Annotated in this window: 22 protein-coding genes and 1 other annotated feature; of the genes, 6 read left to right on the top strand and 16 right to left on the bottom strand. The window is 53.7% G+C overall.

Translation table 11 applies throughout. From position 1 onward, the window contains the following. Positions 1 to 3: 3 nt before the first annotated feature. The 5 genes from thrB to yjjY all read right to left on the bottom strand — a co-directional run bounded on the left by thrB (position 4) and on the right by yjjY (position 4,979). Complete coding sequence (gene thrB, locus WN16_RS07005) at positions 4 to 933, bottom strand: homoserine kinase (RefSeq protein ID WP_003018982.1); 930 nt, start codon at positions 931 to 933, stop codon at positions 4 to 6. Between the two features lies 1 nt (position 934). Then, the gene (gene thrA, locus WN16_RS07000; RefSeq protein WP_003018985.1) at positions 935 to 3,397 is read right to left on the bottom strand and encodes a bifunctional aspartate kinase/homoserine dehydrogenase I; all 2,463 of its coding nucleotides are present in this window, start codon (positions 3,395 to 3,397) and stop codon (positions 935 to 937) included. Positions 3,398 to 3,420: 23 nt separating this feature from the next. Further along, positions 3,421 to 3,547: a sequence feature (Thr leader region), on the bottom strand. Then, on the bottom strand, positions 3,477 to 3,542 hold the full coding sequence (gene thrL, locus WN16_RS06995) for a thr operon leader peptide (RefSeq protein ID WP_032337689.1): 66 nt from the start codon (positions 3,540 to 3,542) through the stop codon (positions 3,477 to 3,479). Its footprint overlaps the feature before it by 66 nt. Positions 3,548 to 3,753: 206 nt before the next feature. Continuing rightward, on the bottom strand, positions 3,754 to 4,440 hold the full coding sequence (locus WN16_RS06990) for a tRNA/rRNA methyltransferase (RefSeq protein ID WP_003018988.1): 687 nt from the start codon (positions 4,438 to 4,440) through the stop codon (positions 3,754 to 3,756). Between the two features lie 398 nt (positions 4,441 to 4,838). Next, positions 4,839 to 4,979, bottom strand: coding sequence for a protein YjjY (gene yjjY, locus WN16_RS06985; protein ID WP_042998021.1), 141 nt, complete (start codon positions 4,977 to 4,979; stop codon positions 4,839 to 4,841). 95 nt (positions 4,980 to 5,074) lie between these two features. On the opposite strand from yjjY, the gene arcA reads away from it, so the two are divergent. Further along, positions 5,075 to 5,791 (top strand): two-component system response regulator ArcA, encoded by a 717-nt coding sequence (arcA, locus tag WN16_RS06980; protein WP_001194359.1) that lies wholly within the window; start codon positions 5,075 to 5,077, stop codon positions 5,789 to 5,791. A gap of 60 nt (positions 5,792 to 5,851) precedes the next feature. On the opposite strand, the gene creD is transcribed toward arcA, so the two are convergent. Genes creD through creA form a run of 4 tightly spaced genes read right to left on the bottom strand, consistent with a single transcriptional unit; the run spans position 5,852 to position 9,870 of the window. Beyond that, positions 5,852 to 7,213 (bottom strand): cell envelope integrity protein CreD, encoded by a 1,362-nt coding sequence (gene creD, locus WN16_RS06975; protein WP_016149522.1) that lies wholly within the window; start codon positions 7,211 to 7,213, stop codon positions 5,852 to 5,854. A 57-nt stretch (positions 7,214 to 7,270) separates the two neighbouring features. Beyond that, complete coding sequence (creC, locus tag WN16_RS06970) at positions 7,271 to 8,695, bottom strand: two-component system sensor histidine kinase CreC (RefSeq protein WP_044699045.1); 1,425 nt, start codon at positions 8,693 to 8,695, stop codon at positions 7,271 to 7,273. Then, the gene (creB, locus tag WN16_RS06965; protein WP_016149520.1) at positions 8,695 to 9,384 is read right to left on the bottom strand and encodes a two-component system response regulator CreB; all 690 of its coding nucleotides are present in this window, start codon (positions 9,382 to 9,384) and stop codon (positions 8,695 to 8,697) included. The genes creC and creB overlap by 1 nt, the downstream gene beginning before the upstream one ends. Before the next feature lie 12 nt (positions 9,385 to 9,396). Beyond that, a complete protein-coding gene (gene creA / locus WN16_RS06960; RefSeq protein WP_003018998.1) occupies positions 9,397 to 9,870 on the bottom strand; it encodes a protein CreA in 474 nt (157 codons plus the stop codon). A gap of 211 nt (positions 9,871 to 10,081) precedes the next feature. On the opposite strand from creA, the gene robA reads away from it, so the two are divergent. After that, positions 10,082 to 10,951, top strand: a complete 870-nt coding sequence (robA, locus tag WN16_RS06955) for an MDR efflux pump AcrAB transcriptional activator RobA (RefSeq protein ID WP_003837295.1) — start codon at positions 10,082 to 10,084, stop codon at positions 10,949 to 10,951. On the opposite strand, the gene gpmB is transcribed toward robA, so the two are convergent. Beyond that, a complete protein-coding gene (gene gpmB, locus WN16_RS06950) occupies positions 10,948 to 11,595 on the bottom strand; it encodes a 2,3-diphosphoglycerate-dependent phosphoglycerate mutase GpmB (protein ID WP_003019006.1) in 648 nt (215 codons plus the stop codon). The two genes, robA and gpmB, sit on opposite strands and share 4 nt — an antisense overlap. A gap of 71 nt (positions 11,596 to 11,666) precedes the next feature. On the opposite strand from gpmB, the gene yjjX reads away from it, so the two are divergent. Then, entirely contained in the window at positions 11,667 to 12,182 is a 516-nt protein-coding gene (gene yjjX, locus WN16_RS06945) for an inosine/xanthosine triphosphatase (RefSeq protein WP_016149519.1), read from the top strand. Positions 12,183 to 12,237: 55 nt separating this feature from the next. Here the strand turns inward: yjjX and trpR are convergent, their stop codons facing one another. Both trpR and sltY read right to left on the bottom strand, forming a co-directional pair. Next, the gene (gene trpR / locus WN16_RS06940) at positions 12,238 to 12,564 is read right to left on the bottom strand and encodes a trp operon repressor (RefSeq protein ID WP_003837292.1); all 327 of its coding nucleotides are present in this window, start codon (positions 12,562 to 12,564) and stop codon (positions 12,238 to 12,240) included. An 89-nt stretch (positions 12,565 to 12,653) separates the two neighbouring features. Then, entirely contained in the window at positions 12,654 to 14,591 is a 1,938-nt protein-coding gene (gene sltY, locus WN16_RS06935; RefSeq protein ID WP_044699047.1) for a murein transglycosylase, read from the bottom strand. Between the two features lie 331 nt (positions 14,592 to 14,922). On the opposite strand from sltY, the gene ettA reads away from it, so the two are divergent. Continuing rightward, complete coding sequence (gene ettA / locus WN16_RS06930; protein WP_003845630.1) at positions 14,923 to 16,590, top strand: energy-dependent translational throttle protein EttA; 1,668 nt, start codon at positions 14,923 to 14,925, stop codon at positions 16,588 to 16,590. A 99-nt stretch (positions 16,591 to 16,689) separates the two neighbouring features. Here ettA and nadR read toward each other — a convergent pair whose 3' ends face one another. Genes nadR through serB form a run of 3 tightly spaced genes read right to left on the bottom strand, consistent with a single transcriptional unit; the run spans position 16,690 to position 20,370 of the window. Next, a complete protein-coding gene (gene nadR / locus WN16_RS06925) occupies positions 16,690 to 17,973 on the bottom strand; it encodes a multifunctional transcriptional regulator/nicotinamide-nucleotide adenylyltransferase/ribosylnicotinamide kinase NadR (RefSeq protein ID WP_170864046.1) in 1,284 nt (427 codons plus the stop codon). A gap of 34 nt (positions 17,974 to 18,007) precedes the next feature. After that, positions 18,008 to 19,390: a DNA repair protein RadA gene (gene radA / locus WN16_RS06920; protein WP_001728171.1), complete on the bottom strand. Its 1,383-nt coding sequence runs from the start codon at positions 19,388 to 19,390 to the stop codon at positions 18,008 to 18,010. An 11-nt stretch (positions 19,391 to 19,401) separates the two neighbouring features. Next, the gene (serB, locus tag WN16_RS06915; protein WP_003019027.1) at positions 19,402 to 20,370 is read right to left on the bottom strand and encodes a phosphoserine phosphatase; all 969 of its coding nucleotides are present in this window, start codon (positions 20,368 to 20,370) and stop codon (positions 19,402 to 19,404) included. 115 nt (positions 20,371 to 20,485) lie between these two features. Here serB and WN16_RS06905 point away from each other — a divergent pair, with 115 nt between their 5' ends. Continuing rightward, positions 20,486 to 21,127 (top strand): YtjB family periplasmic protein, encoded by a 642-nt coding sequence (locus WN16_RS06905; RefSeq protein ID WP_044699051.1) that lies wholly within the window; start codon positions 20,486 to 20,488, stop codon positions 21,125 to 21,127. A 37-nt stretch (positions 21,128 to 21,164) separates the two neighbouring features. Further along, positions 21,165 to 22,181 (top strand): lipoate--protein ligase LplA, encoded by a 1,017-nt coding sequence (gene lplA / locus WN16_RS06900; RefSeq protein ID WP_044699053.1) that lies wholly within the window; start codon positions 21,165 to 21,167, stop codon positions 22,179 to 22,181. Between the two features lie 150 nt (positions 22,182 to 22,331). Here lplA and deoD read toward each other — a convergent pair whose 3' ends face one another. After that, complete coding sequence (gene deoD / locus WN16_RS06895) at positions 22,332 to 23,051, bottom strand: purine-nucleoside phosphorylase (RefSeq protein WP_000224864.1); 720 nt, start codon at positions 23,049 to 23,051, stop codon at positions 22,332 to 22,334. Between the last annotated feature and the right edge of the window lie 82 nt (positions 23,052 to 23,133).

Below are 23,133 nucleotides of genomic sequence, written 5' to 3'. Positions count from 1 at the left end.
TGATTATCCCAGTACCCGTGCGCCCGCCGTGTCCAGCCGGCAAATATGAACAAAGCCTTCCTGATTTTGCAGGTAATTTTTACTCAGCCAATCTGCTACGCGCTGCGCCGTATCCGGCTTATCGCACAAGGCGAACAGCGTCGGCCCTGACCCGGAGATCCCGCTGGCCAGCGCGCCAATTTCTGTTACCGCCTGACGCGCCTGACTAAAGCCTGGCAGCAAGCGGGTACGATACGGCTCAGCAATGACGTCCTTCATCAGCTTCGCGGCAAGCCCAGGCTGACGGGAATAGCAGGCATGGATAAATCCAGCCAGATGTCGCCCGTGGGCGATACAGTCCTGACGGCGATACTGCGCAGGTAGAATCGCCCGCGCTTCTGCCGTCGACACTTTAATCCCCGGATACGCCAGTACCCATAGCCACTCATCAAAGCCTGGCACCTGCTGGCTGATAATGCCGTTTTCTTCGATCATTAACTGCATGCCGCCCAAAAAGCACGGGGCAACGTTATCGTAATGAATACTGCCGGAGATACGCCCTTCCAGCTCGCCCATTATCGCCAACAGGCGCGTATCGTTGAGCGGCTTACCGCAGTGTTCGTTCATAGCGACTAACGCCGCCACGACGGAACAGGCGCTGGAGCCTAACCCGGAGCCAATCGGCATATTTTTTTCCAGCGTCATCGCCACCGGAACCGTTTTACCCAGCTCCTGGCAGAATCGCTCCCAACACTGATAGACAATATTTTCGCGCGGCTCTGACGGCAGCTTGTTGGCAAAGCGCCCAAGGTTGTTCAGGCTGAACTGATCAGCCGCCTCAACGGACACCACATCGCCCAACAGCGAACCGTCCACCGGAGTTACTGCCGCACCAAGCACATCAAACCCGACGCTCATATTGGCACTGGAAGCCGGGGCATAAACTCTCACCATGTCAGACTCCTAACTTCCATGAAAGGGTGCGTAGCAGGTCGGCAAAGACGCCCGCTGCCGTCACGTCGTTACCCGCGCCATATCCGCGCAGAACCAATGGTAACGGCTGATAGTAGTGGCTATAGAATGCCAGCGCGTTCTCACCGTTTTTCACTTTAAACAGCGGATCGTTGCCGTCTACTGCATCAATTTTCACGCGACAAACGCCGTCCTCTTCGATATTGCCAACATAACGCAATACTTTTCCCTCATCACGGGCTTTCGCCACGCGCGCGGCAAAGACGTCATCCAACTGTGGCAATTTCGCCATAAACGCGGATACATCACCGGAATCATCAAACTCTTTTGGCAGAACTGGCTCAATGACCACGTCTGAAAGCTCCAGCTCACGACCTGTCTCACGGGCGAGGATCAGCAGCTTACGTGCCACATCCATGCCGGAAAGATCGTCACGCGGATCGGGCTCGGTATAGCCCATCTCACGCGCCATGGTGGTGGCTTGCGAGAAGCTCATGCCTTCATCCAGCTTGCCGAAAATAAACGACAGCGAGCCGGAAAGAATACCGGAGAAACGCTGCAATTCATCACCTGCGCTGAGCAGGTTTTGCAGGTTTTCAATTACCGGCAAGCCTGCGCCCACGTTGGTGTCGTAGAGGAATTTACGCCGGGACTTCGCGGCGGCAAAACGCAGCTGATGGTAGTAATCCATCGACGAGGTGTTGGCCTTTTTGTTCGGCGTAACCACATGGAAGCCTTCGCGCAGGAAATCAGCATACTGATCCGCCACCGCCTGGCTTGACGTACAGTCGACAATCACCGGATTAAGCAGATGATATTCTTTCACCAGGCGAATTAAGCGCCCAAGGTTGAATGGCTCTTTCGCGCTTTCCAGCTCCGACTGCCAGTTCTCCAGATTCAGTCCATGGACGTTAGTCAGCAGAGCCTTCGAATTCGCCACGCCGCACACGCGAAGATCGATATGCTTCTTTTTGAGCCAGGTTTGCTGACGTTTAAGCTGCTCCAGTAGCGCACCGCCCACGCCGCCTACGCCAATCACAAACACTTCAATCACCTGGTCGGTGTTGAACAGCATTTGATGGGTCACGCGAACGCCGGTGGTCGCGTCGTCGTTGTTCACCACCACCGAAATAGAACGCTCAGACGACCCCTGGGCGATCGCCACGATATTGATGTTCGCGCGAGCCAATGCGGCAAAGAATTTCGCCGAAATGCCACGCAGAGTACGCATACCATCGCCAACAACAGAGATGATAGCCAGACGCTCAGTTACCGCCAGCGGCTCCAGCAGGCCTTCTTTCAGTTCGAGGTAGAATTCATCCTGCATGGCGCGTTGCGCACGTGCGCAGTCGCCCTGCGGGACGCAGAAGCTGATGCTATATTCGGAAGAGGATTGGGTGATCAGCACTACCGAGATGCCCGCACGCGACATTGCGGCAAAAACGCGTGCCGCCATACCCACCATGCCTTTCATTCCTGGGCCGGAAACGCTAAACATCGCCATGTTATTGAGATTAGAAATACCTTTTACCGGCAAATCGTCGTCATCACTGCTGGCGCCAATCAACGTGCCAGGCGCTTGTGGATTGCCGGTATTTTTAATCAGGCAAGGGATCTGGAACTGGGCAATAGGGGTAATGGTGCGCGGGTGCAGCACTTTGGCGCCGAAGTAAGAAAGCTCCATCGCTTCCTGATAAGACATCGACTTCAGCAGTCGGGCGTCGGGTACCTGACGCGGATCGCAAGTATATACGCCGTCAACATCGGTCCAGATCTCACAACAATCCGCGCGCAAACAGGCGGCCAGTACGGCGGCAGAGTAGTCGGAGCCATTACGCCCCAGCACCACTAACTCACCTTTCTCATTCCCGGCGGTAAATCCGGCCATCAAAATCATGTGGTCCGCAGGAATACGGCTGGCGGCAATGCGGCGCGTAGATTCGGCGATATCAACGGTAGATTCGAGGTAATGGCCGACTGCCAGCAATTTCTCCACCGGATCGATGACCGTCACGTTGTGCCCGCGCGCTTCCAGCAGGCCTGCCATGATGGCGATCGACATTTTTTCGCCACGGCAGATAAGCGCGGCATTGATGCTGTCCGGGCACTGTCCCAACAGGCTGATGCCATGCAGGACGTGTTTAATCTGGGCAAACTCTTGTTCAACAAAGGCTTTGAGCGGGGCCAACGGAAAACCCGGCTGCGCGGCGGCCAAACCCACCAATAGCTCAGAGAAAATACGTTCGGCGTCGCTGATATTGGCTAAAGCATCCTGACCACCGATGGTCTTCTCAATCATCGCCACCAGATGGTTGGTAATTTTTGCGGGGGCAGAGAGCACGGTCGCGACCTGCCCCTGTCTGGCATTGCTTTCCAGAATATCGGCAACCCGCAGAAAGCGCTCTGCATTTGCCACTGATGTACCGCCGAACTTCAACACTCGCATGGTTTACCTCATTGCCTTTGGTCGAAAAAAAAGCCCGCACTGTTTAGGTGCGGGCTTTTTCTTGTGTTTCCTGTACGCGTCAGCCCGCACCGTTACCTGTGGTAATGGTGATGGTTGTGGTAATAGTGATGCTGATGCGTTTCATGATGTTGTGTGCTCTGTAATTATTATCTGTCTGTCTTGTATTCTTTTAGGGTTAAAGTATCTGCTGACCTAAGTCAATAAATTTTTAAATTGATCACATTCCGAAACTTGTTCATGAGCGACTGCTTGCCCTTTTACTTTCAACCAATACAGCATGTCTCGCCCACTTGAAACCAGAGTAAAACACTGCACAACAAACATTGATCAAAACTTTATTTTGTTAGATTTTTTTCTATATCATGTAAAAAACGGTGCAACATTGCCGTGTCTCGCTGCTCTAACAGACCCATTCGCTGTTGCAGCCAGTCCGTCAACTTAATGTCGTCAGAAACGTTCAGCGTGGCTAATAAACGCAAAACACGTTCGCGCAATGCCTGTAGCTGATGCTCATCCGTCATCTCAATGTTTCTGGCCGGTTGTTGTATTAAACCTGCTAATTGATAGCAATACACCATCACCGCCTGCCCCAAATTGAGTGATGGATAGTCAGCCACCATCGGTACCCCGGTGAGGACATCCGCCAGAGCCAATTCTTCGTTGGTCAGCCCCGAATCTTCACGACCAAAAACCAGCGCGGCGTGATCCATCCACGTTGATTTTTCCTGCAACAGGGGAACCAGTTCGACCGGCGTAGCGTAATAATGAAACTTCGCGCGGCTGCGCGCCGTGGTCGCGACGGTAAAATCCACGTCGTGAAGCGCCTCGGCTAACGTTGGAAAAACGTTAATATTATCAATAATATCACCCGAGCCATGCGCAACCCATCGCGTGGCAGGTTCCAGGTGGGCCTCGCTGTCAACGATCCGCAACTGGGTGAATCCCATGGTCTTCATCGCACGGGCTGCCGCACCAATATTTTCCGCTCTGGCGGGGGCAACCAGAATAATTGTTAAACGCATTTCGATACTCTTTTAGCCTATGTGCAGGTAATAATGTGACGTGCATCAACATATTACGCAGCGCGAATTTACATATTTTTAACAGAAATCACTGAAAAAGGATTTCGCATCCGGTAAAAAATGCTAAACTATTTCCAGACTGAACTATTGCCCTTTATGTTAACAAAAGTTGCATATCCTTCTGTTTATCCATGATAATTTAATTTAAAATGGATCGCATTGGTTGGATTCATTACATTTATTAATTAGCGCGTGCAACTAGTTGTAATATTGCAATTTTGTGATGAAAGCAAACATTTGGATACGTTGATTTCATCAAACTGTTAACGTGCTACAATTGAACTTGATATATGTCAACGAAGCGTAGTTTTATTGGGTGTCCGGCATGTCTTAGCCTGTTATGTTGCTGTTAAAATGGTTAGGATGACAGCCGTTTTTGACACTGTCGGGTCCAGAGGGAAACTACCCACGACCAAGCTAATGATGTTGTTGACGTTGATGGAAAGTGCATCAAGAACGCAATTACGTACTTTAGTCATGTTACGCCGATCATGTTAATTTACGGCATGCATCAGGCAGGTCAGGGACTTTTGTACTTCCTGTTTCGATTTAGTTGGCAATTTAGGTAGCAAACATGCAGACCCCGCACATTCTTATCGTTGAAGACGAGTTAGTAACACGCAACACGTTGAAAAGCATTTTCGAAGCAGAAGGCTATGATGTATTCGAAGCGACAGATGGCGCGGAAATGCATCAGATTCTCTCTGAATATGACATCAACCTTGTGATTATGGATATCAATCTGCCTGGGAAAAATGGCCTCCTGTTAGCGCGCGAACTCCGCGAACAAGCTAACGTTGCGCTGATGTTCCTGACGGGCCGTGATAACGAAGTCGATAAAATTCTCGGCCTCGAAATCGGCGCAGACGATTACATCACCAAGCCGTTTAACCCGCGCGAACTGACTATCCGTGCTCGTAACCTGCTGTCGCGTACCATGAACCTGGGTACCGTCAGCGAAGAACGCCGTAGCGTCGAGAGCTACAAGTTCAATGGCTGGGAGCTGGACATCAACAGCCGCTCTCTGATTGGTCCTGATGGCGAGCAGTATAAACTGCCACGCAGCGAATTCCGCGCCATGCTTCACTTCTGTGAGAATCCGGGCAAAATCCAGTCTCGCGCAGAACTGCTGAAAAAAATGACCGGTCGCGAACTGAAGCCGCATGACCGTACCGTTGACGTGACTATCCGCCGCATTCGTAAACATTTCGAATCAACGCCGGATACGCCAGAAATCATCGCCACCATTCACGGGGAAGGCTACCGTTTCTGCGGCGACCTGCAGGATTAATTCGATCCTCACAGGTAAAAAAACGGCGCAATATGCGCCGTTTTTCATTTCACCACAACCCTATTTCCATAAGCGAAACTCGTCACTCTGCGCAGGCTGAGACTCCGGAATTTCTGTCGGCTTTGGTTTTGGCTGTGCCAGCGAGTGCCAGTCAAGATGACGCGTCAGGAACATCACGCCACACAACGCGACCAACAGCACGCCGGTTCCCAGCAGTAAAGAGCTGTCCTGTGAACGGAGCAACACCCACATCACACCATCCAGCCCCAGCAGCGCTACGGTGAACAAAATACTCTTAAGCCAACCCTGTAATATCGCCTGCAGATACACACCGTTCATCAACGCCCCCACCAGACTCGCCGTAATCCACGCGGCGGTAAAACCAATATGTTCTGACAACGCCAGCAGCAACAGATAAAACATCACCAGCGATAATCCCACCAGCAGGTACTGCATCGGGTGCAGTCGAAGGCTGGTCATGCTTTCAAGAACAAAGAAAGACATAAAGGTCAGCACAATCAGCAAAATGGCATATTTTGTCGCCCTGTCCGTCAGTTGGTATTGATCCGCAGGCGTGGCGACAGCGACGCTAAATGCAGGCATTCCCTCCCAGCCAATCTTTTCGCCATCAAAGCGTTCGCCGAGGTTATTGGCAAACCAACTGCTTTGCCACTGTGCATTGAATCCAGACTCACTGATTTCGCGCTTAGCCGGAAGAAAATCCCCAAGAAAGTTGGGATGCGACCAATTGCTGGTTAAGGTCATTTCACTGTTACGGCCAACCGGAACAACGGAGAAATCTCCTGTTCCGCTCAAATTCAGCGACAGCGTCATGCTCAGGTTTTGCTCCGCCCAGCTCGCGTCGGGTAACGGAATGTGGATCCCCTGCGCACGTCCATCCAACCCCGTCCCCGGCTCAACCGCCAGCGACGTTCCATTGACCTGCGGCGCTTGCACCACACCAATCCCGCGCGCATCCCCCACTCCAACCACGATAAATGGTTTGCCGACGCTGACGTTGGGATGGTTTAAATCACGCAAACGTTCAGCGTTAAACTCGGCCTTCACCGAGAGGTCATTGTGCCAGACCTGGCCCTCATAAATACCGATTTTACGCGCTTCAACGTTCTGACTCCCCTCAACCACCAACGACTCCGGCAGCCAGAAATGGATATAGCTTCGCTTACGCTGGATCTCTTTGCCATCCTCCAGCGAGGTATAAAGCTCTGTCACCGGAATGGCTATCAACGGGCCGACCATCTTTTGCGGTCCGCTGGTGCTCTGGCGGATTGCATCTTCAACGTCATTGCGATAATCCGATCGCTCTACGATTATCTGCCTGACCATTGTGAGGGGAATTAACAGCAGCAGCATGGCGCCACCCAGAGTGACGATTTTCCAGAACAGGGGTGATTTCAACATAGCGTTCTCCTTTGCAATATCAGCAAGGTAGAACAGCTATGTGCGGAGAATTTGAAGTTATGTGAAGTGACGGTGAAGCGTAAACGAAGCTTGTGCACCGCCCTCTGGTCGGTTAGATAATGTCACCGCGCCTTCATGCAGTCGTGCAACTTCACTGACAAACGCCAGCCCCAAACCGCTGCTCTTGTGTCCATTCTCGCGGGGCAGCGAGTAGAAGCGCTCAAAAATACGTGGCAACGCAAAGTCAGGGATCCCGCTACCGCTGTCGGTAACCTGCAACGTGACCCGATCCTCGTGCTGATGTGCACTCAGCACAATCGTCCCGTCCAGTGGCGTAAAGTCGATAGCGTTGTCGAGTAAATTCCCCAATGCCTGCTCCAGTAACGCGGGATCGGCTGCGACGCTAAGCGATGAAGGCAAAATGGTCAGCGTGATATTTTTTGCCGCCAGCTGCACGCTACGCGCCTCTTTGAGCTGAGCAAACAGTACATCTACCGCCACTGGCGTCAACGTAATGTCCTGCCGATTCTCCAGTCGCGCCTGACGTAACAAGGTTTCAACCAGCGCCTGCATGCGCGCATTTTGCGTCAGAATATTATCGGTAAAGCGCGCTACCACGTTTGGCGGCGGACCTTCACGCAGTATCTCTGCCGCGCCACGAATGGCCGCCAGCGGGCTTTTCAGCTCATGCGTTAACGCGTAGACATACTGCTCAATGTAGTTCTTGCCTTCGAGCTTCAGACGCATACTTTCCAGCGCCTGCGCCAGTTTGCGTAACTCGCTACTGCCTAAATCAGGCAGTGGGACGGGGCGATTCTCAGTAACGGAGTCGGCATAACGCGCCAGCCGGGCAATGGAGCGGTTTATCCACCATACCATCCCGAAGCCAATCACCAGGGCAATACCCAGCAATACGGCGCTGGCCCACAGCATTCGCCGTTCACTGCGTTTAATCACCGGCGCCATCGCTGCATTTGGTTTGCCGACACTGAGCACACCGATAATACGACTACCGTCTACAATCGGCGCGGCAACGTACATCACCGAGCTTTCCGGGTCGTCCGGATTTTGCGGCGTACTACGAGCGCCATACTGCCCACGTAATGTTAACCACACGTCGTTCCAGCGGGAGTAGTCCTGACCGACGGCCTGATTAGCTGAATCAAACACCACCTTGCCCTGTGCGTCCGTCATGTAGACATGGTATTCATTACGTACTTTGTTAATGCCGCTGATATTGGCGCGGAATGGGCGGTTATGCAGTTGCGAAAAGGCCTGCGCCAGCTTGCCGTTGGCGGGGGTATCAGAGAGTAAGTCATCACGCGCCAGCACAGCCAGCAGCGTGGCGGTATCAATCAATGTGCCCTCAGTCGCTCGACGGACGCCTGGCTTAATTTCCTGCACAAAGATAGACAGAACGAACCAGGCAGCGACGGCAACAATCAGAAAATAGCCGAGCAGCAAACGCATGCCAATGCGCATCAGACGCTCCTCAGGCTGTATCCCATACCACGATGCGTATTGATGGGGGAAAGCTCGGGGTTGATGGCCCGCAGCTTGGCGCGCAGCGTTTTGATGTGGGTATCGACCGTTCTATCAAAGGTATCCTGCGCATCGGCCCAGACTAAATCCATCAGTTGTTGGCGGGAGTAAATACGTCCCGGCGACATCAGGAATGTTTTCAGCAGCAGGAATTCATAGCGCGTCAGGTTCAACGGCATGCCGAACCAAGTAATCTGCGCGGCCAGCTCATTAAGTTCAAAATCCCCACAGCGCGTTGTCAATGAAGGCGTGGAGAATTTTTGCACCCGCCGCAGCAGCGTACGCACACGCGCGCACACTTCACGCGGCGAGAAAGGCTTGGCAACATAGTCATCCGCGCCAATTTCCAGCCCCAACAGGCGATCCACTTCATCGCTGCGTGCGGTCAGAAACAGGATCGGCAACGCCGGGTGGCGTTCAAGTAAACGTCGGCACAGTTCAAAACCGCTTATATCCGGTAGCCCGACATCCAGAATGATGGCATCAGGGCATTGCTGGCGAGACTTCTCCAGCACGGGAAATCCGCGCTCAAACGCCTCTACGCTAAACCCCTCTTGCTGCAGCATGTAGATAAGCGTATCAGCGATTCCCTGCTCATCCTCAACCAACCAGATCAACGGCTGTTGCATTGTGCTTCCTTGTTATTGCCGCCACGGCATGATGGGTACCGCACTAATGGCATTTTTGGGCGATCCATCGACGACTTTATCTGAATAAGCCAGATAGGCCAGCGCATTACGTTTCGCATCGTAAAAACGCACGACCTGTAAAGATTTAAACACCAGCGAGGTACGTTTTTTAAATACCACTTCGCCCTGAGCTTTACCGTTCTTGATTCTGTCGCTCAGTTCTACCGGCCCAACCTGCTGGCAGGAAATGGCGGCATCGGAGGTATCTTCCGCCAGCCCCAGACCACCTTTGATGCCGCCAGTCTTCGCCCGACTCACGTAGCAGGTCACGTTGGTAACATCCGGATCGTCAAACGCTTCGACCACAATTTTATGATCCGGGCCGAACATTTTGAACACCGTATCGACAGATCCAATCTGCTCCGCATGGGCAACCTGCGCCAACATCAGCAGAATTGAGGAAATGACTAAGCTCTTATATTTCATATTGTTACCATTTTTAAAAGTTACTCTGTGCAATTATTCGACATTCTAAGATAAAACGTATACAGATCACAGGATTACAATAATCACGCTTTCGTATGTCCGAAAAAAGCATTTATGAGCAAAAAAAACACTGAATGCTAAAACAGCAAAAAATGCTATTATCCTCATACCTGACGTCAGGTACTCGTTGTTGAAAGGATGAGGATATTTTATGGATCAGGCTGGCATTATTCGCGACCTATTAATCTGGCTGGAAGGTCATCTGGATCAGCCTTTGTCGCTTGACAATGTGGCGGCAAAAGCGGGCTATTCCAAGTGGCACCTGCAGAGAATGTTTAAGGACGTGACGGGCCATGCTATTGGCGCCTATATCCGCGCCCGTCGTTTATCGAAATCTGCAGTGGCGCTGCGCCTGACTGCGCGCCCAATTTTGGATATTGCGCTGCAATATCGCTTCGACTCTCAACAAACCTTTACTCGCGCGTTCAAGAAACAGTTTTCCCAAACGCCTGCGCTGTATCGTCGCTCCCCGGAATGGAGTGCGTTTGGTATTCGCCCGCCAATGCGCCTGGGTGAATTTGCGATGCCTGCGCACGAGTTTGTCACCCTGGAAGATACGCAACTACTCGGCACCACGCAAAGCTATTCCTGCTCGCTGGAACAGATTTCAGATTTCCGTCATGAAATGCGTATTCAGTTCTGGCGCGACTTCCTCAGTCAGGCTCCTGCGATCCCGCCAGTCCTGTACGGGCTTAACGAAACGCGTCCGAGCATTGAAAAAGATGACGAGCAGGAAGTGTTTTACACCACTGCACTGACGCCGGAACAGGCCAATGGCTATGTGCCGTCGGCGCAGCCTATCCTGTTACAGGGTGGCGAGTACGTGATGTTTACCTACGAAGGGCTGGGAACCGGCGTGCAAGAGTTTATCCTGACGGTTTACGGCACATGCATGCCAATGCTGAACCTGACGCGCCGTAAAGGACAGGATATCGAGCGATATTACCCGGCAGAAGATGCCAAAGCGGGAGATCGCCCGATCAACCTGCGCTGCGAATTCCTGATTCCGATTCGCCGCTAGCGCTGTAGTTCATCCAACGCAGGGGCGTCCAGATGTGAGATGTCCCCTGCCGTTTCAACGACCCATCCCGGCGCCAGCCATAAGCTTTCCTGGTAATCAACGCGAGAAATAGAACAGTTGCGCAGACGCAAGCGACGTTCAGCCCATGCCGGTAATCCAAGAATTGTACTCACCAGGCAACCCAGCGCGATACCGTGACTGACCAGCAGCGGACGACTTCCCGGCGGCAATTCCAGACAGGATGCCAGCGCTGCGTTGACGCGATCGCTCAATTCCTGCATCGATTCCCCTTCAGGGATACGCCCATCCACCGTACCGTTCACCAACTGGCGACGCCAGCCCTCTTCCTCCGGCGTCAGCGTATCGATGTGACGTTTTTCCAGCACACCCATATTTAGCTCGCGCAGACGGGAGTCATAGGTGATATCACAGCCACAGGCCTGGGCGATGATTTCTGCAGTGCGTCGTGTACGACCAAGATCGCTACTGATGACATGCGTAATACCAAACGAGCGAGCGCGTTCACCCACCTGCATGGCTTGCTGTTCACCTTTAGCGGTTAGTGGGCTGTCTGACTGGCCTTGAATACGTCGCTCGGCGTTCCACTGCGTTTCGCCATGGCGAACAAGGTATACCTGTAACATGCTTTTTTTCCGTTATATACTCGTCATACTTTGAGTAGACTCTGCGATGAATTTTCAAACTGAGCTTAATTATGCACAAGGTTATCTCTGCGACCACCAATCCTGCCAAAATTCAGGCAATTCTGCGGGCATTTGAAGAGATTTTCGGGGAAGGATCCTGCCATATAGAACCCGTCGCCGTCGAGAGTGGCGTGCCGGAACAACCTTTCGGAAACCAGGAAACGCGCACTGGCGCACGAAATCGCGTTGATAACGCTCGCCGCCAGCACCCGCAGGCTGATTTCTGGGTCGCCATTGAAGCAGGAATTGACGACGATGCCACCTTCAGTTGGGTGGTGATTGATAACGGCCACCGGCGCGGTGAAGCCCGTTCAGCCACGCTGCCATTGCCTACTGTCATTCTCGACAGAGTCCGCAAAGGTGAAGCACTCGGCCCGGTGATGTCGGACTATACAGGTATTGATGAGATTGGCCGTAAAGAGGGCGCAATCGGCGTCTTTACCGCGGGTAAGCTGACGCGCTCGAGCGTCTACCATCAGGCGGTGATTCTGGCGCTCAGCCCGTTTCATAACGCGGTGTATTTATAGCATTGTGCCGGATGTTCAATCGTAGGCCGGATAAGGCAAAGCCACATCCGGCGGATCAATTTTTCCCGAGCAACACCTGTTCCAGCCACTGACGCAGATCCACCGGCGCGGATTTGAGGCTGTTCGATCCTCGCGTAATAGTAGCAATCCCCGCCCCGAGCTCGTTTTTAAGCTCACGCTGGCTCATCTCACCGCGCAGCAGCTCTTCAATGATACGCACACGCGTGCCCAACGCTTCACGCTCATCCGGCGTTAACATCAAATTGAGCAGTGGCAGGTGTAAATCTTGTTCGTAGGCGTGTTTAAGCAGATCGACAAAACGTAACCACTCCTGGTGACGTTGTTCTGCCATCTCTGCTGAATAGGGTGATTGCTGAGTCATAAGATATCGCCATCGTTGCGGGGGAAGCGTGCTTGCCTCCCCCTTTTGTACTCTTTAACGAGTACGATAGCATAACACAATCGACACGATCAGTAACGACGTTGCCATTCTGCGTCGCTCATCAACTCCGGTTTATCACCGAGGAAATAGCGATAGTACGCATCGTAAGCCAGCACGTTCTTCACATAACCACGCGTCTCTGAGAATGGAATGCTCTCGACAAACGCGACGGCATCAATGCGGCCAGCGCTATTGCCAAGCCAGGTGCGAACGCGTCCCGGACCGGCGTTATAGGCTGCTGACGCAAAGATGCGGTTATTGCCAAATTGCTGATACACGTACTGCAAATAGCTGGTTCCGATGTTGATGTTGGTATCAGGATCCAATAGCTGGCTCGGACTGCTGTAACCTGGAATCGAGAACATTTTCACCGTATGCGTCGCCGTACCCGGCATAATCTGCATCAGCCCGCTTGCGCCAACCGGTGATTTCACTTTCGGGTTCCAGGCGCTTTCCTGACGCGCTATCGCCATCGCATAGCTTGGCTGAATATCCTTGCCGCTGGTGTAACGGGTAAAAAGATCTTTATAGGCCAATGGGAAGCGCTCTTCCAAATGATCCCACAGCTTTCCGGCGATCGTCGCCTGAACGCTTAGATCCCACCAGTGATTGTTGAACGCGTAACGCGCCAACTGAGCCTGCTCGGACTTGGTACGGCTGGTGACCAGATTCGCCCATTCACTGCGCGCAGTATTATCCATGTTCCAGTACATTAGCTCGCGGACGCGTGCCATTTCCGGGCCCTGAGTCAGCGCAGAATCAACGTTCGCTGGTGCTTTATCCACTTTCAGCTCGTACTCTTCGCCCAGGCGCTGTGCCGCCACCATCGGATAGAAACCGCGCTGCTGCATGAGTTGGTGCAGGATCTCTTTGGCTTCCGCATCGCGTCCGCGCTCCAGCAGCAGATCCGCTTGCCAGTAGCGCCACTCATCTTTTTCTTTGGCTTCCATTGGCAGACGCGCCAGCCAGGTATTCAGGCCACGACGATCGCCGGTTCCCAGCGCCATGCGCACCCGGCGCTCCACAAGCGAGGTGGAGTTGGAGCGCATAATCGCATCATCACGCCATTTGGCCTGCTCGTCGGTAACGTCATTGCCCATCAGACGCCAGGCGACAATGTCGCGCAGCTCCTGGGTTTGCTCGTCATTAAGCTGTTGCGCCTGCACCAGGGAAGGGATCATCAGGCGGGCATTCTCCACATCCTGACGCGCCACGCTGGCAAAGGCGACCGCCGCCATCTGTCGGGTGAAATCCGTTGCGCCGGTGGTGCGAGCAAAGGTCATTACCGAATTCGGATCGTTGGCCAGCGCGATGATCGCTGAAGCAATGGTTTGGTATTGCGCGGGCATCTGTCCGGCCAACGCCGTGACCAGTCCGGTATTCCCGGCTTTCATCGCCAGACGAATACGTTCCAGATACGCCAGCGGATCCTGAGTGCCAGAGGCACGCCATACGCCGAATAATTTGTCACAGGCGTTCGGCTGACTTTTTCCGCTCAGCCACAGTTCTTTCGCCCCCTGCCAGGCTTCTTCAGTTTGCCCGGTACTCCATTTCGCGAAGTAATAGTTACATTGCGCTTCGGTGGTGCCCGGTTTTTCCGGACTGAACGCCAGCAGCCCACGCCAGTCTTCGCGGCGCGCCAGTTCATTCACGAAACGAGATTGCAGAGTACGCGCCGGGGGCAGCGTCGGGTTGGCGCGCACAAAATTGGTGACGGTAATGGTGGGCTGATTCATCAGATCGTCAGTGATCTGGCGATATTCCAGATAAGGATACAGAGGATAGTTCTTCAGGCCAGGCATCATCTGCTCTACGACATCCATCTGTCGGTTATCCCAGACCTGCTTAATTTGCGCATAGCGATTGCGCTGCTCATCCAGGGAATCCGCTCGCGCTACTTGACTGACCGTCAGCAGACATACGCTGGCAGCCAGCAGGCGCCAGGTAAATTGTTTGGCTTTGTCCACAAGCTCTTCCTCTTCTCATGTTACGTCTGTGCAGCATCATGCCGCTTAATTCATTCATGCTAACCAGACATTGCAGAATGCGCCACGTCACGGACACTTTTTTACTTTTGTTGCGAGTGGGATCTGCTGGCTGGGATTGGACAATGAAAAAGGCTACACTTCGCCTTTGATAACTATTTACCAATAATTAGCCCTAAATAATTCAAGTTGCAGCAAGGCGGCGAGGAAGTGAATCCCCTGAGCGTACAAAAGTACGTGACTGGGGTGAACGACACAGCCAACGCATCTGCGGCTTGAAGTATGACGGGATAAACATAGAGGCGAGTCCAACGTGGCCCAATTCGTTTATACCATGCATCGTGTCGGCAAGGTCGTTCCGCCGAAACGTCATATTCTTAAAAACATCTCACTGAGCTTCTTCCCTGGCGCCAAAATCGGTGTTCTCGGTCTGAACGGCGCGGGTAAATCTACCCTGCTGCGCATCATGGCTGGCATTGATACCGAAATTGAAGGTGAAGCTCGCCCGCAGCCAGGCATTAAAATCGGTTACCTGCCGCAGGAACCAAAACTGAACCCGGAACATACCGTTCGTGAATCCGTGGAAGAAGCGGTTGCCGAAGTGGTTAACGCGCTGAAAGGTCTGGATGAAGTGTACGCCAAGTACGCCGAACCGGACGCTGACTTCGATAAGCTGGCCGCGCAACAGGGCAAGTTTGAAGAGATCATTCAGGCGCACGACGGTCATAACCTGAACGTGCAGCTTGAGCGTGCCGCTGACGCTCTGCGTCTGCCGGACTGGGATGCCAAAATTGAAAATCTTTCCGGTGGTGAACGCCGCCGCGTCGCGCTGTGCCGCCTGCTGCTGGAAAAACCAGACATGCTGCTGCTCGACGAACCGACTAACCACCTGGACGCCGAATCCGTCGCGTGGCTGGAACGCTTCCTGCACGACTTCGAAGGTACCGTAGTGGCAATTACCCACGACCGTTACTTCCTCGACAACGTTGCCGGCTGGATCCTGGAGCTGGACCGTGGTGAAGGTATTCCATGGGAAGGTAACTACTCTTCCTGGCTGGAGCAGAAAGATCAGCGTCTGGCCCAGGAAGCCTCTCAGGAAGCGGCTCGCCGTAAATCCATTGAGAAAGAGCTGGAGTGGGTTCGTCAGGGCGCGAAAGGCCGTCAGTCTAAGGGCAAAGCCCGTCTGGCACGCTTTGAAGAGCTGAATAACACCGAATACCAGAAACGTAACGAAACCAACGAACTGTTTATCCCACCTGGACCACGTCTGGGCGATAAAGTCGTTGAAGTCACTAATCTGCGTAAATCTTACGGCGATCGCGTGCTGATCGACGACCTGAGCTTCTCGGTACCGAAAGGCGCTATCGTCGGCATCATCGGTCCGAACGGTGCGGGTAAATCAACCCTGTTCCGTATGATGTCCGGCCAGGAACAGCCTGACAGCGGCACCATCACGCTGGGTGAAACCGTCAAACTGGCCTCCGTTGACCAGTTCCGTGACGCAATGGATAACAGCAAAACCGTGTGGGAAGAAGTGTCCGGCGGGCTGGATATCATGAAGATCGGCAACACCGAAATGCCAAGCCGTGCCTATGTGGGCCGCTTTAACTTCAAAGGTGTGGATCAGGGTAAACGCGTCGGCGAGCTGTCCGGCGGTGAGCGTGGTCGTCTGCACCTGGCGAAGCTGCTGCAGGTTGGCGGCAACATGCTGCTGCTCGATGAACCAACCAACGACCTGGATATCGAAACCCTGCGCGCGCTGGAAAACGCCCTGCTGGAGTTCCCGGGTTGCGCGATGGTTATCTCGCACGACCGTTGGTTCCTTGACCGTATCGCGACCCACATCCTGGATTATCAGGATGAGGGTAAGGTTGAGTTCTTCGAAGGTAACTTTACCGAATACGAAGAGTACAAGAAACGCACGTTGGGCGCCGATGCGCTGGAGCCGAAGCGTATTAAGTACAAGCGTATTTCTAAGTAATTAGCGTTAAGTGCCGGATGGCGGCCTCATGCCACATCCGGCCTACGAGGTTAGTGCGACTTGTAGGCCGGATAAGCGCAGCGCATCCGGCATTAAAACCTACCTCTGCTCGCCCATCAACTCTTTCACCAGCTCCACGCAGCGCAGGAAGCGGCCGTCGTAGTCAGGCTCCTGAACGTGCACAAAATTGATATTGTTTTCCTGCAACATCTCGACCAGCAGCGTCTGAAACGCTTTTCTGTCAACCGAACTTCCAAGGCTGCGCAAGCCATCCGCTACCCACGGGGTGTTGTTTTCCAGCAGGATAACCAGGTCGAAGCGATACTCGTCAATCAGCGCTTGCACAAACGGGTGTTCACGCCCTTCATACTTTTTGCAGAAAGCCTGAGTGGTCACGAAATCGGTGTCGATGAACGCCACTTTATTGGCGTACTTAACAGCAAAATCAATGTATTGCGCTTGTCCCAGTGCGATTTTATCGTAATCAGAATACTGTAACGCCATCTCATCGCCGCCCAAATGGGAGAAGACGTAATCACGCCCATATTCCCACGCACTGGTGGTGTTAAAGATGTTGGCGAGCTTGTTCACCAGCGTCGATTTACCGCTCGACTCCCCGCCGAGGATCGCCACGGTGCGCACGAAAAACGGCTTCACTTCGGTCGGAATATACTCCCAGTAGCGAAACGGGTTTTCACGGATTTGCCCGCCGCTGATGCTCATAAACGTCCGCTTGGGATCCACCAGCACGGTTTCGATCCCCAGATGTTCGAGATACTGCGGGGCATCTGATTCTTCAGAGGTGTAAATCCAGTTTGGCTGGATCCCTTTCTCCTGCATAAACGTTTTGATCCCGTTGCTCCACACGTCCCAACCGTGTGGATACGGCTCCATGCCCTCTTCGTTGAAGGCATGAATACGGATATTTTTCTGATACTTAAAGGTTTGCAGCAGCCAGCGTAGACGATCGGGCACCGTAGGCTGTTGCGACATGGCACTGTCTTCAAACAGACTGCGATCGCGCGTGTCGTCATAGCCCATGATGATATGCAGTTCATCAACCTGACTACAGGCGCGCTGGATAAGGTAGATATGGCCGGTATGCAGCGGATAAAACTTACCAAATACCACACCGATATTTTTCTGCTGGCGCGGAAACTCCAGTCCGAGAAAACGGTGCAACGCCTCCAGCTTTTGCGCGCTGGGGCTTTTAATTTTGGCATTCAGAAGCTGGCTTAGATATCCCTTGGTCATGCCACTGGCATCTGCCACCTGTTGCAGGGTACAACCCTTTTTCTTAATGGCGGTTTTCAGATAATCAAATGACACAAGAGCCTCCTGCTGGAAAAATCGCGTAACACTGCCTGATGGCGCATCGCTTATCAGGCCTACAAATTCAGTACGTACGGGTATTTGATTATAGGTCGTCAAACACGCTTAACGCATCCGCAAGCTTCTTAACGCCAAAGACCTGCATCCCTTCCGGTACTTTTTTCGGTACGTTAGCGGCAGGAACAATCGCCCGGCGAAAACCGTGTTTCGCCGCTTCCGAAATACGCTCCTGCCCGCTGGGTACCGGACGGATTTCGCCTGCCAACCCCACTTCGCCAAAGACCACTAAGTCCTGTGGCAGTGGCCTGTCGCGCAAGCTGGAGACCATTGCCAGCAGCAACGCCAGGTCGGCGCTGGTTTCGGTGACTTTTACGCCGCCGACTACGTTAACGAACACGTCCTGATCCGCCATCTGCAAGCCACCGTGACGATGCAGCACCGCCAGTAGAATCGCCAGACGGTTCTGTTCCAGACCGACCGCCACGCGACGCGGGTTCGCCATCATTGAGTGATCGACCAGCGCCTGAATCTCGACCAGCAGCGGGCGCGTGCCTTCCCAGACTACCATCACCGAACTACCGGAAGTGACTTCATCGCCACGGCTTAAGAAAATAGCAGAAGGGTTGCTAACTTCGCGCAGACCCTGTTCCGTCATGGCAAAGACGCCCAGCTCATTCACCGCGCCAAAGCGGTTTTTATGGCTACGCAGTGTACGGAAGCGGGAATCGGCGTCGCCGTCGAGCAACACCGAGCAGTCAATACAGTGCTCCAGTACCTTCGGCCCAGCCAGCGAGCCATCTTTGGTGACGTGGCCGACCATCACAATCGCCACGCCGCGCGTTTTAGCAAAGCGCGTCAGGTAAGCAGCGGTTTCACGCACCTGCGCCACGCTGCCCGGCGAAGACTGAATATCCGCCATGTGCATCACCTGAATGGAGTCGATCACCATCAGCTTCGGCTGTTCTTCTTCAGCAATCAGGCAAATTTGTTCGATACTGGTTTCCGACAGCATGTTCAGGTTCGCCGTCGGCAGGCCAAGCCGATGCGCGCGCATCGCCACCTGTTGCAGCGACTCTTCGCCGGTGACGTACAGGGTTTTCATCTGCTCGGCGAGCCTGCACAGCGTTTGCAACAGCAGCGTTGATTTGCCCGCGCCAGGGTTACCGCCAATCAGTATGGCGCTGCCGGGCACCACACCACCGCCGAGCACGCGATCAAACTCTTTAAATCCGGTAGAAAAACGCGGCAGTTCCTCAAGGCTGATGTCAGAGAGCTTCTGCACTTTTGCAACGCCCGCATTTCCGGCGTAGCCGCTGAGTCGCTCGTTGCGCGCCACCGTTGGCGATGCGGCAAGGCGCACCTCGGTAATGGTATTCCAGGCCTGACAGGCGCTGCATTGCCCCTGCCAGCGCGGGTAATCGGCCCCGCATTCATTACAAACAAAGGCGCGTTTAGGAGCTTTTGCCACGTTTTACCTCATTATTTCTGATTCATACTGCCAGAGAGAATGCAGAACACGCCCATCAGGTCAGCGTGACGGATAGTAATCTCCGTCTTTTCATTCACTTTGGGTTTCGCATGATACGCAATGCCCAGCCCGGCCGTTTTGATCATCGGCAGATCGTTGGCACCGTCGCCGATCGCCACCGTCTGCGCCATCGGGATCTCATATTCTTGCGCCAGGCGGGTCAGAGTACTGGCTTTGTACTGCGCATCGACGATATCGCCGATCACGTTGCCAGTAAATTTACCGTCCATGATCTCCAGCTCATTCGCCACAGCTGCCGTCAGGCGCAGCTTATTACGCAGATAATCGGCAAAGAAAGTAAACCCGCCGGAAGCGATAGCCACTTTCCAGCCAAGCGTTTCCAGTTTTAACACCAACTGAGTCAGGCCTGGCATTAGCGGCAATGTTTCGCGCACCTGGTGCAGAATATTGGCATCAGCGCCCTTCAGCGTCGCCACGCGGCTGCGCAGGCTGGCGGTAAAGTCCAGCTCGCCGCGCATTGCGCGTTCGGTGACTTCGGCAACCATCTCGCCGGTTCCGGCCAGTTTAGCAATTTCATCAATGCATTCGATCTGGATAGCCGTTGAATCCATGTCCATCACCAGCAAACCCGGCGTGCGCAGATGCGGAATTTTACCCAGCGGCGCAACATCCAGTTTGGCGTCATGCGCCAGTTTTGCCGCACGCGGCGTTAACGAGCCCGCCAGACGAATTACCTGATAATCCTCAACGCACCACGCCGCCACGATCACCATCGCTGCGCCCAGTTTACTCTGGTATTGCGTTAACCGTTGTTTATCCAGCCCACGACCGTACAGCAGCCAGCCACTGCGGCCCGCGTGGTAATCCAGCGGCATCACTTCATCACCGCTTAAAGAGAGGGGCAGACCTGGCCACAGAGAGACATCTTCAGGTAGATCGCACCAGGTAATGTTAGGCATTAAAGCTCCTGTAAAATCGTTCGGGTCGGAATCATCAGGGGAAAATAACGCATGAGGCTACCCTGTAACCAGCGCTTCTGGCAACATTAAGTCTCAAATTTTCAGCAGGTGGAATATGGCTCGCACAAAACTGAAATTCCGACTTCATCGTGCAGTGATTGTATTGTCCTGCCTTGCGCTGCTCGTCGCGCTGATGCAGGGGGCTTCCTGGTTTAGTCAAAGCCACCAGCAGCAGCGTAATCCGCAGCTCGAAGAGCTGGCCCGCACGCTAGCCCGTCAGGTCGCGCTGAACGTCGCCCCGCTGATGCGTACCGAAACGCCGGATGAAAAGCGTATTAAGGTGGTGCTCACGCAGTTGACGGAGAGTAGCCGTATTCTGGACGCAGGCGTGTACGACGAACAGGGAGACCTGATTACGCGCACCGGTGAGAGCGTCAATGTTCGTGACCGTCTGGCGCTCGACGGCAAAAAAGCCGGGGGCTATTTTAACCAGCAGATTGTCGAACCCATTCAGGGAAAAAATGGTCCGCTGGGCTATCTGCGCCTGACGCTGGATACCCACACTCTTGCTACTGAAGCCAAGCAGGTGGATAACACCACCAACATCTTACGCCTGATGCTGCTACTGTCACTAGCAATCGGTGTAGTGCTGACCCGCACCTTATTGCAAGGTAAGCGTACCCGCTGGCAGCAATCTCCTTTCCTTCTCACTGCCAACAAACCGGTGCAGGAAGAAGACAACGAGAAGATAGAATAAAAGCTGTAAAAACTGTAAAACAGAAGGGAAATCAACCATGACAACACTACGCCTGCTTATCTCAGACTCTTACGATCCGTGGTTTAACCTCGCGGTCGAAGAGTGCATTTTTCGCCAGATGCCCGCCACGCAGCGCGTTCTGTTCTTGTGGCGTAACGCCGATACGGTGGTAATTGGCCGGGCGCAAAATCCATGGAAAGAGTGTAATACACGCCGCATGGAAGAAGACAACGTGCGGCTCGCCAGGCGCAGCAGCGGTGGCGGCGCGGTGTTCCATGACTTAGGCAATACCTGCTTTACCTTTATGGCTGGTAAACCGGAATACGACAAAACCATCTCCACCGCGATCGTCCTCAATGCGCTGAATTCGCTGGGCGTAGAAGCTGATGCCTCCGGGCGTAACGATTTGGTGGTGAAAACGCCGGACGGCGATCGCAAAGTTTCCGGCTCTGCTTATCGGGAAACGAAAGATCGCGGATTCCACCACGGCACGCTGCTGTTGAATGCCGATCTCAGCCGCCTGGCAAACTATCTCAATCCCGATAAAAAGAAACTTGCCGCCAAAGGCATCACTTCGGTTCGCTCGCGCGTAGCGAATTTGACCGAGCTGTTACCGGGCATCACTCATCAACAGGTCTGTCAGGCCATCACGGAAGCCTTTTTCGCCCACTACGGCGAACGCGTAGAAGCCGAGATCATCTCCCCAAACAAAGCGCCGGATCTGCCGAACTTCGCCGAAACATTTGCCCGCCAGAGCAGTTGGGAGTGGAATTTTGGCCAGGCGCCTGCTTTTTCACATTTACTGGACGAACGTTTCACCTGGGGCGGCGTAGAGCTTCATTTTGACGTCGAAAAAGGCGTGATTACCCGCACCCAAGTCTACACCGATAGCCTCAATCCTGCGCCGCTGGAAGTACTGGCAGAACGACTACAGGGCTGCCAGTATCGCGCCGATATTTTACAGCAGACTTGTGAAGCGCTGCTTGCGGAGTATCCAGATCAGGAAAGCGAGTTGCGTGAGCTGGCTGCTTGGGTAGCAAAGGCCGTGCGCTAAGCGATTAGTGGCGAATTGCCGGATGGCGGCTGCGCCTTATCCGGCCTACAAGACCGCTCCCGTAGGCCTGATAAGCGAAGCGCCATCAGGCATTAATAGCGGCATTCCCGTAGGCCCGGCCAGCGCAGCGCCTCCGGGCCACAACAAAACTTACTCTTTATCGCCCAGCAGAACGGATTCCAGTGCGATTTTGATCATGTCGTTGAAGGTCGTCTGACGCTCAGCGGCAGTGGTCTGCTCGTGGGTACGGATATGGTCGGATACGGTGCAGATGGTCAGCGCTTTCGCACCGAATTCCGCCGCCACGCCGTAGATACCCGCCGCTTCCATTTCCACGCCCAGCACGCCGTATTTTTCCATCACGTCGAACATTTCACCGTCCGGAGAGTAGAACAGGTCAGCGGAGAACAGGTTGCCAACGCGAGCGTCTACACCCAGCGCTTTTGCCGCATCAACTGCGTTACGCACCATGTCGAAGTCAGCGATAGCTGCAAAGTCATGATCTTTAAAACGGATACGGTTAACTTTGGAGTCGGTGCAAGCACCCATACCGATAACCACGTCACGCAGTTTAACGTCCATACGCACAGCGCCGCAGGAGCCTACGCGAATGATTTTCTTCACGCCGAAGTCGGTGATCAGCTCTTTGGTGTAGATGGAGCAGGACGGGATACCCATACCGTGGCCCATTACGGAGATCTTACGGCCTTTGTAAGTACCGGTGAAGCCTAACATGCCGCGAACGTTGTTCACTTCACGAACATCTTCGAGGAAAGTTTCAGCAATATGCTTTGCACGCAGCGGGTCGCCCGGCATCAATACGACGTCAGCGAAATCACCCATTTCTGCATTAATATGTGGAGTTGCCATCTTCAGTTCCTTTTATATTGTTGTTTTTGCCGGGTGGCGGCTGCGCCTTACCCGGCCTACAAAACCGTAGGCCCGGTAAGCG

The organism is Citrobacter sp. ABFQG, from assembly GCF_004322975.1.
Taxonomy (GTDB): domain Bacteria; phylum Pseudomonadota; class Gammaproteobacteria; order Enterobacterales; family Enterobacteriaceae; genus Citrobacter; species Citrobacter freundii.
The sequence above is the reverse complement of the archived record's forward strand: the minus strand, read 5'-3'. Positions and strand labels throughout refer to the sequence as shown.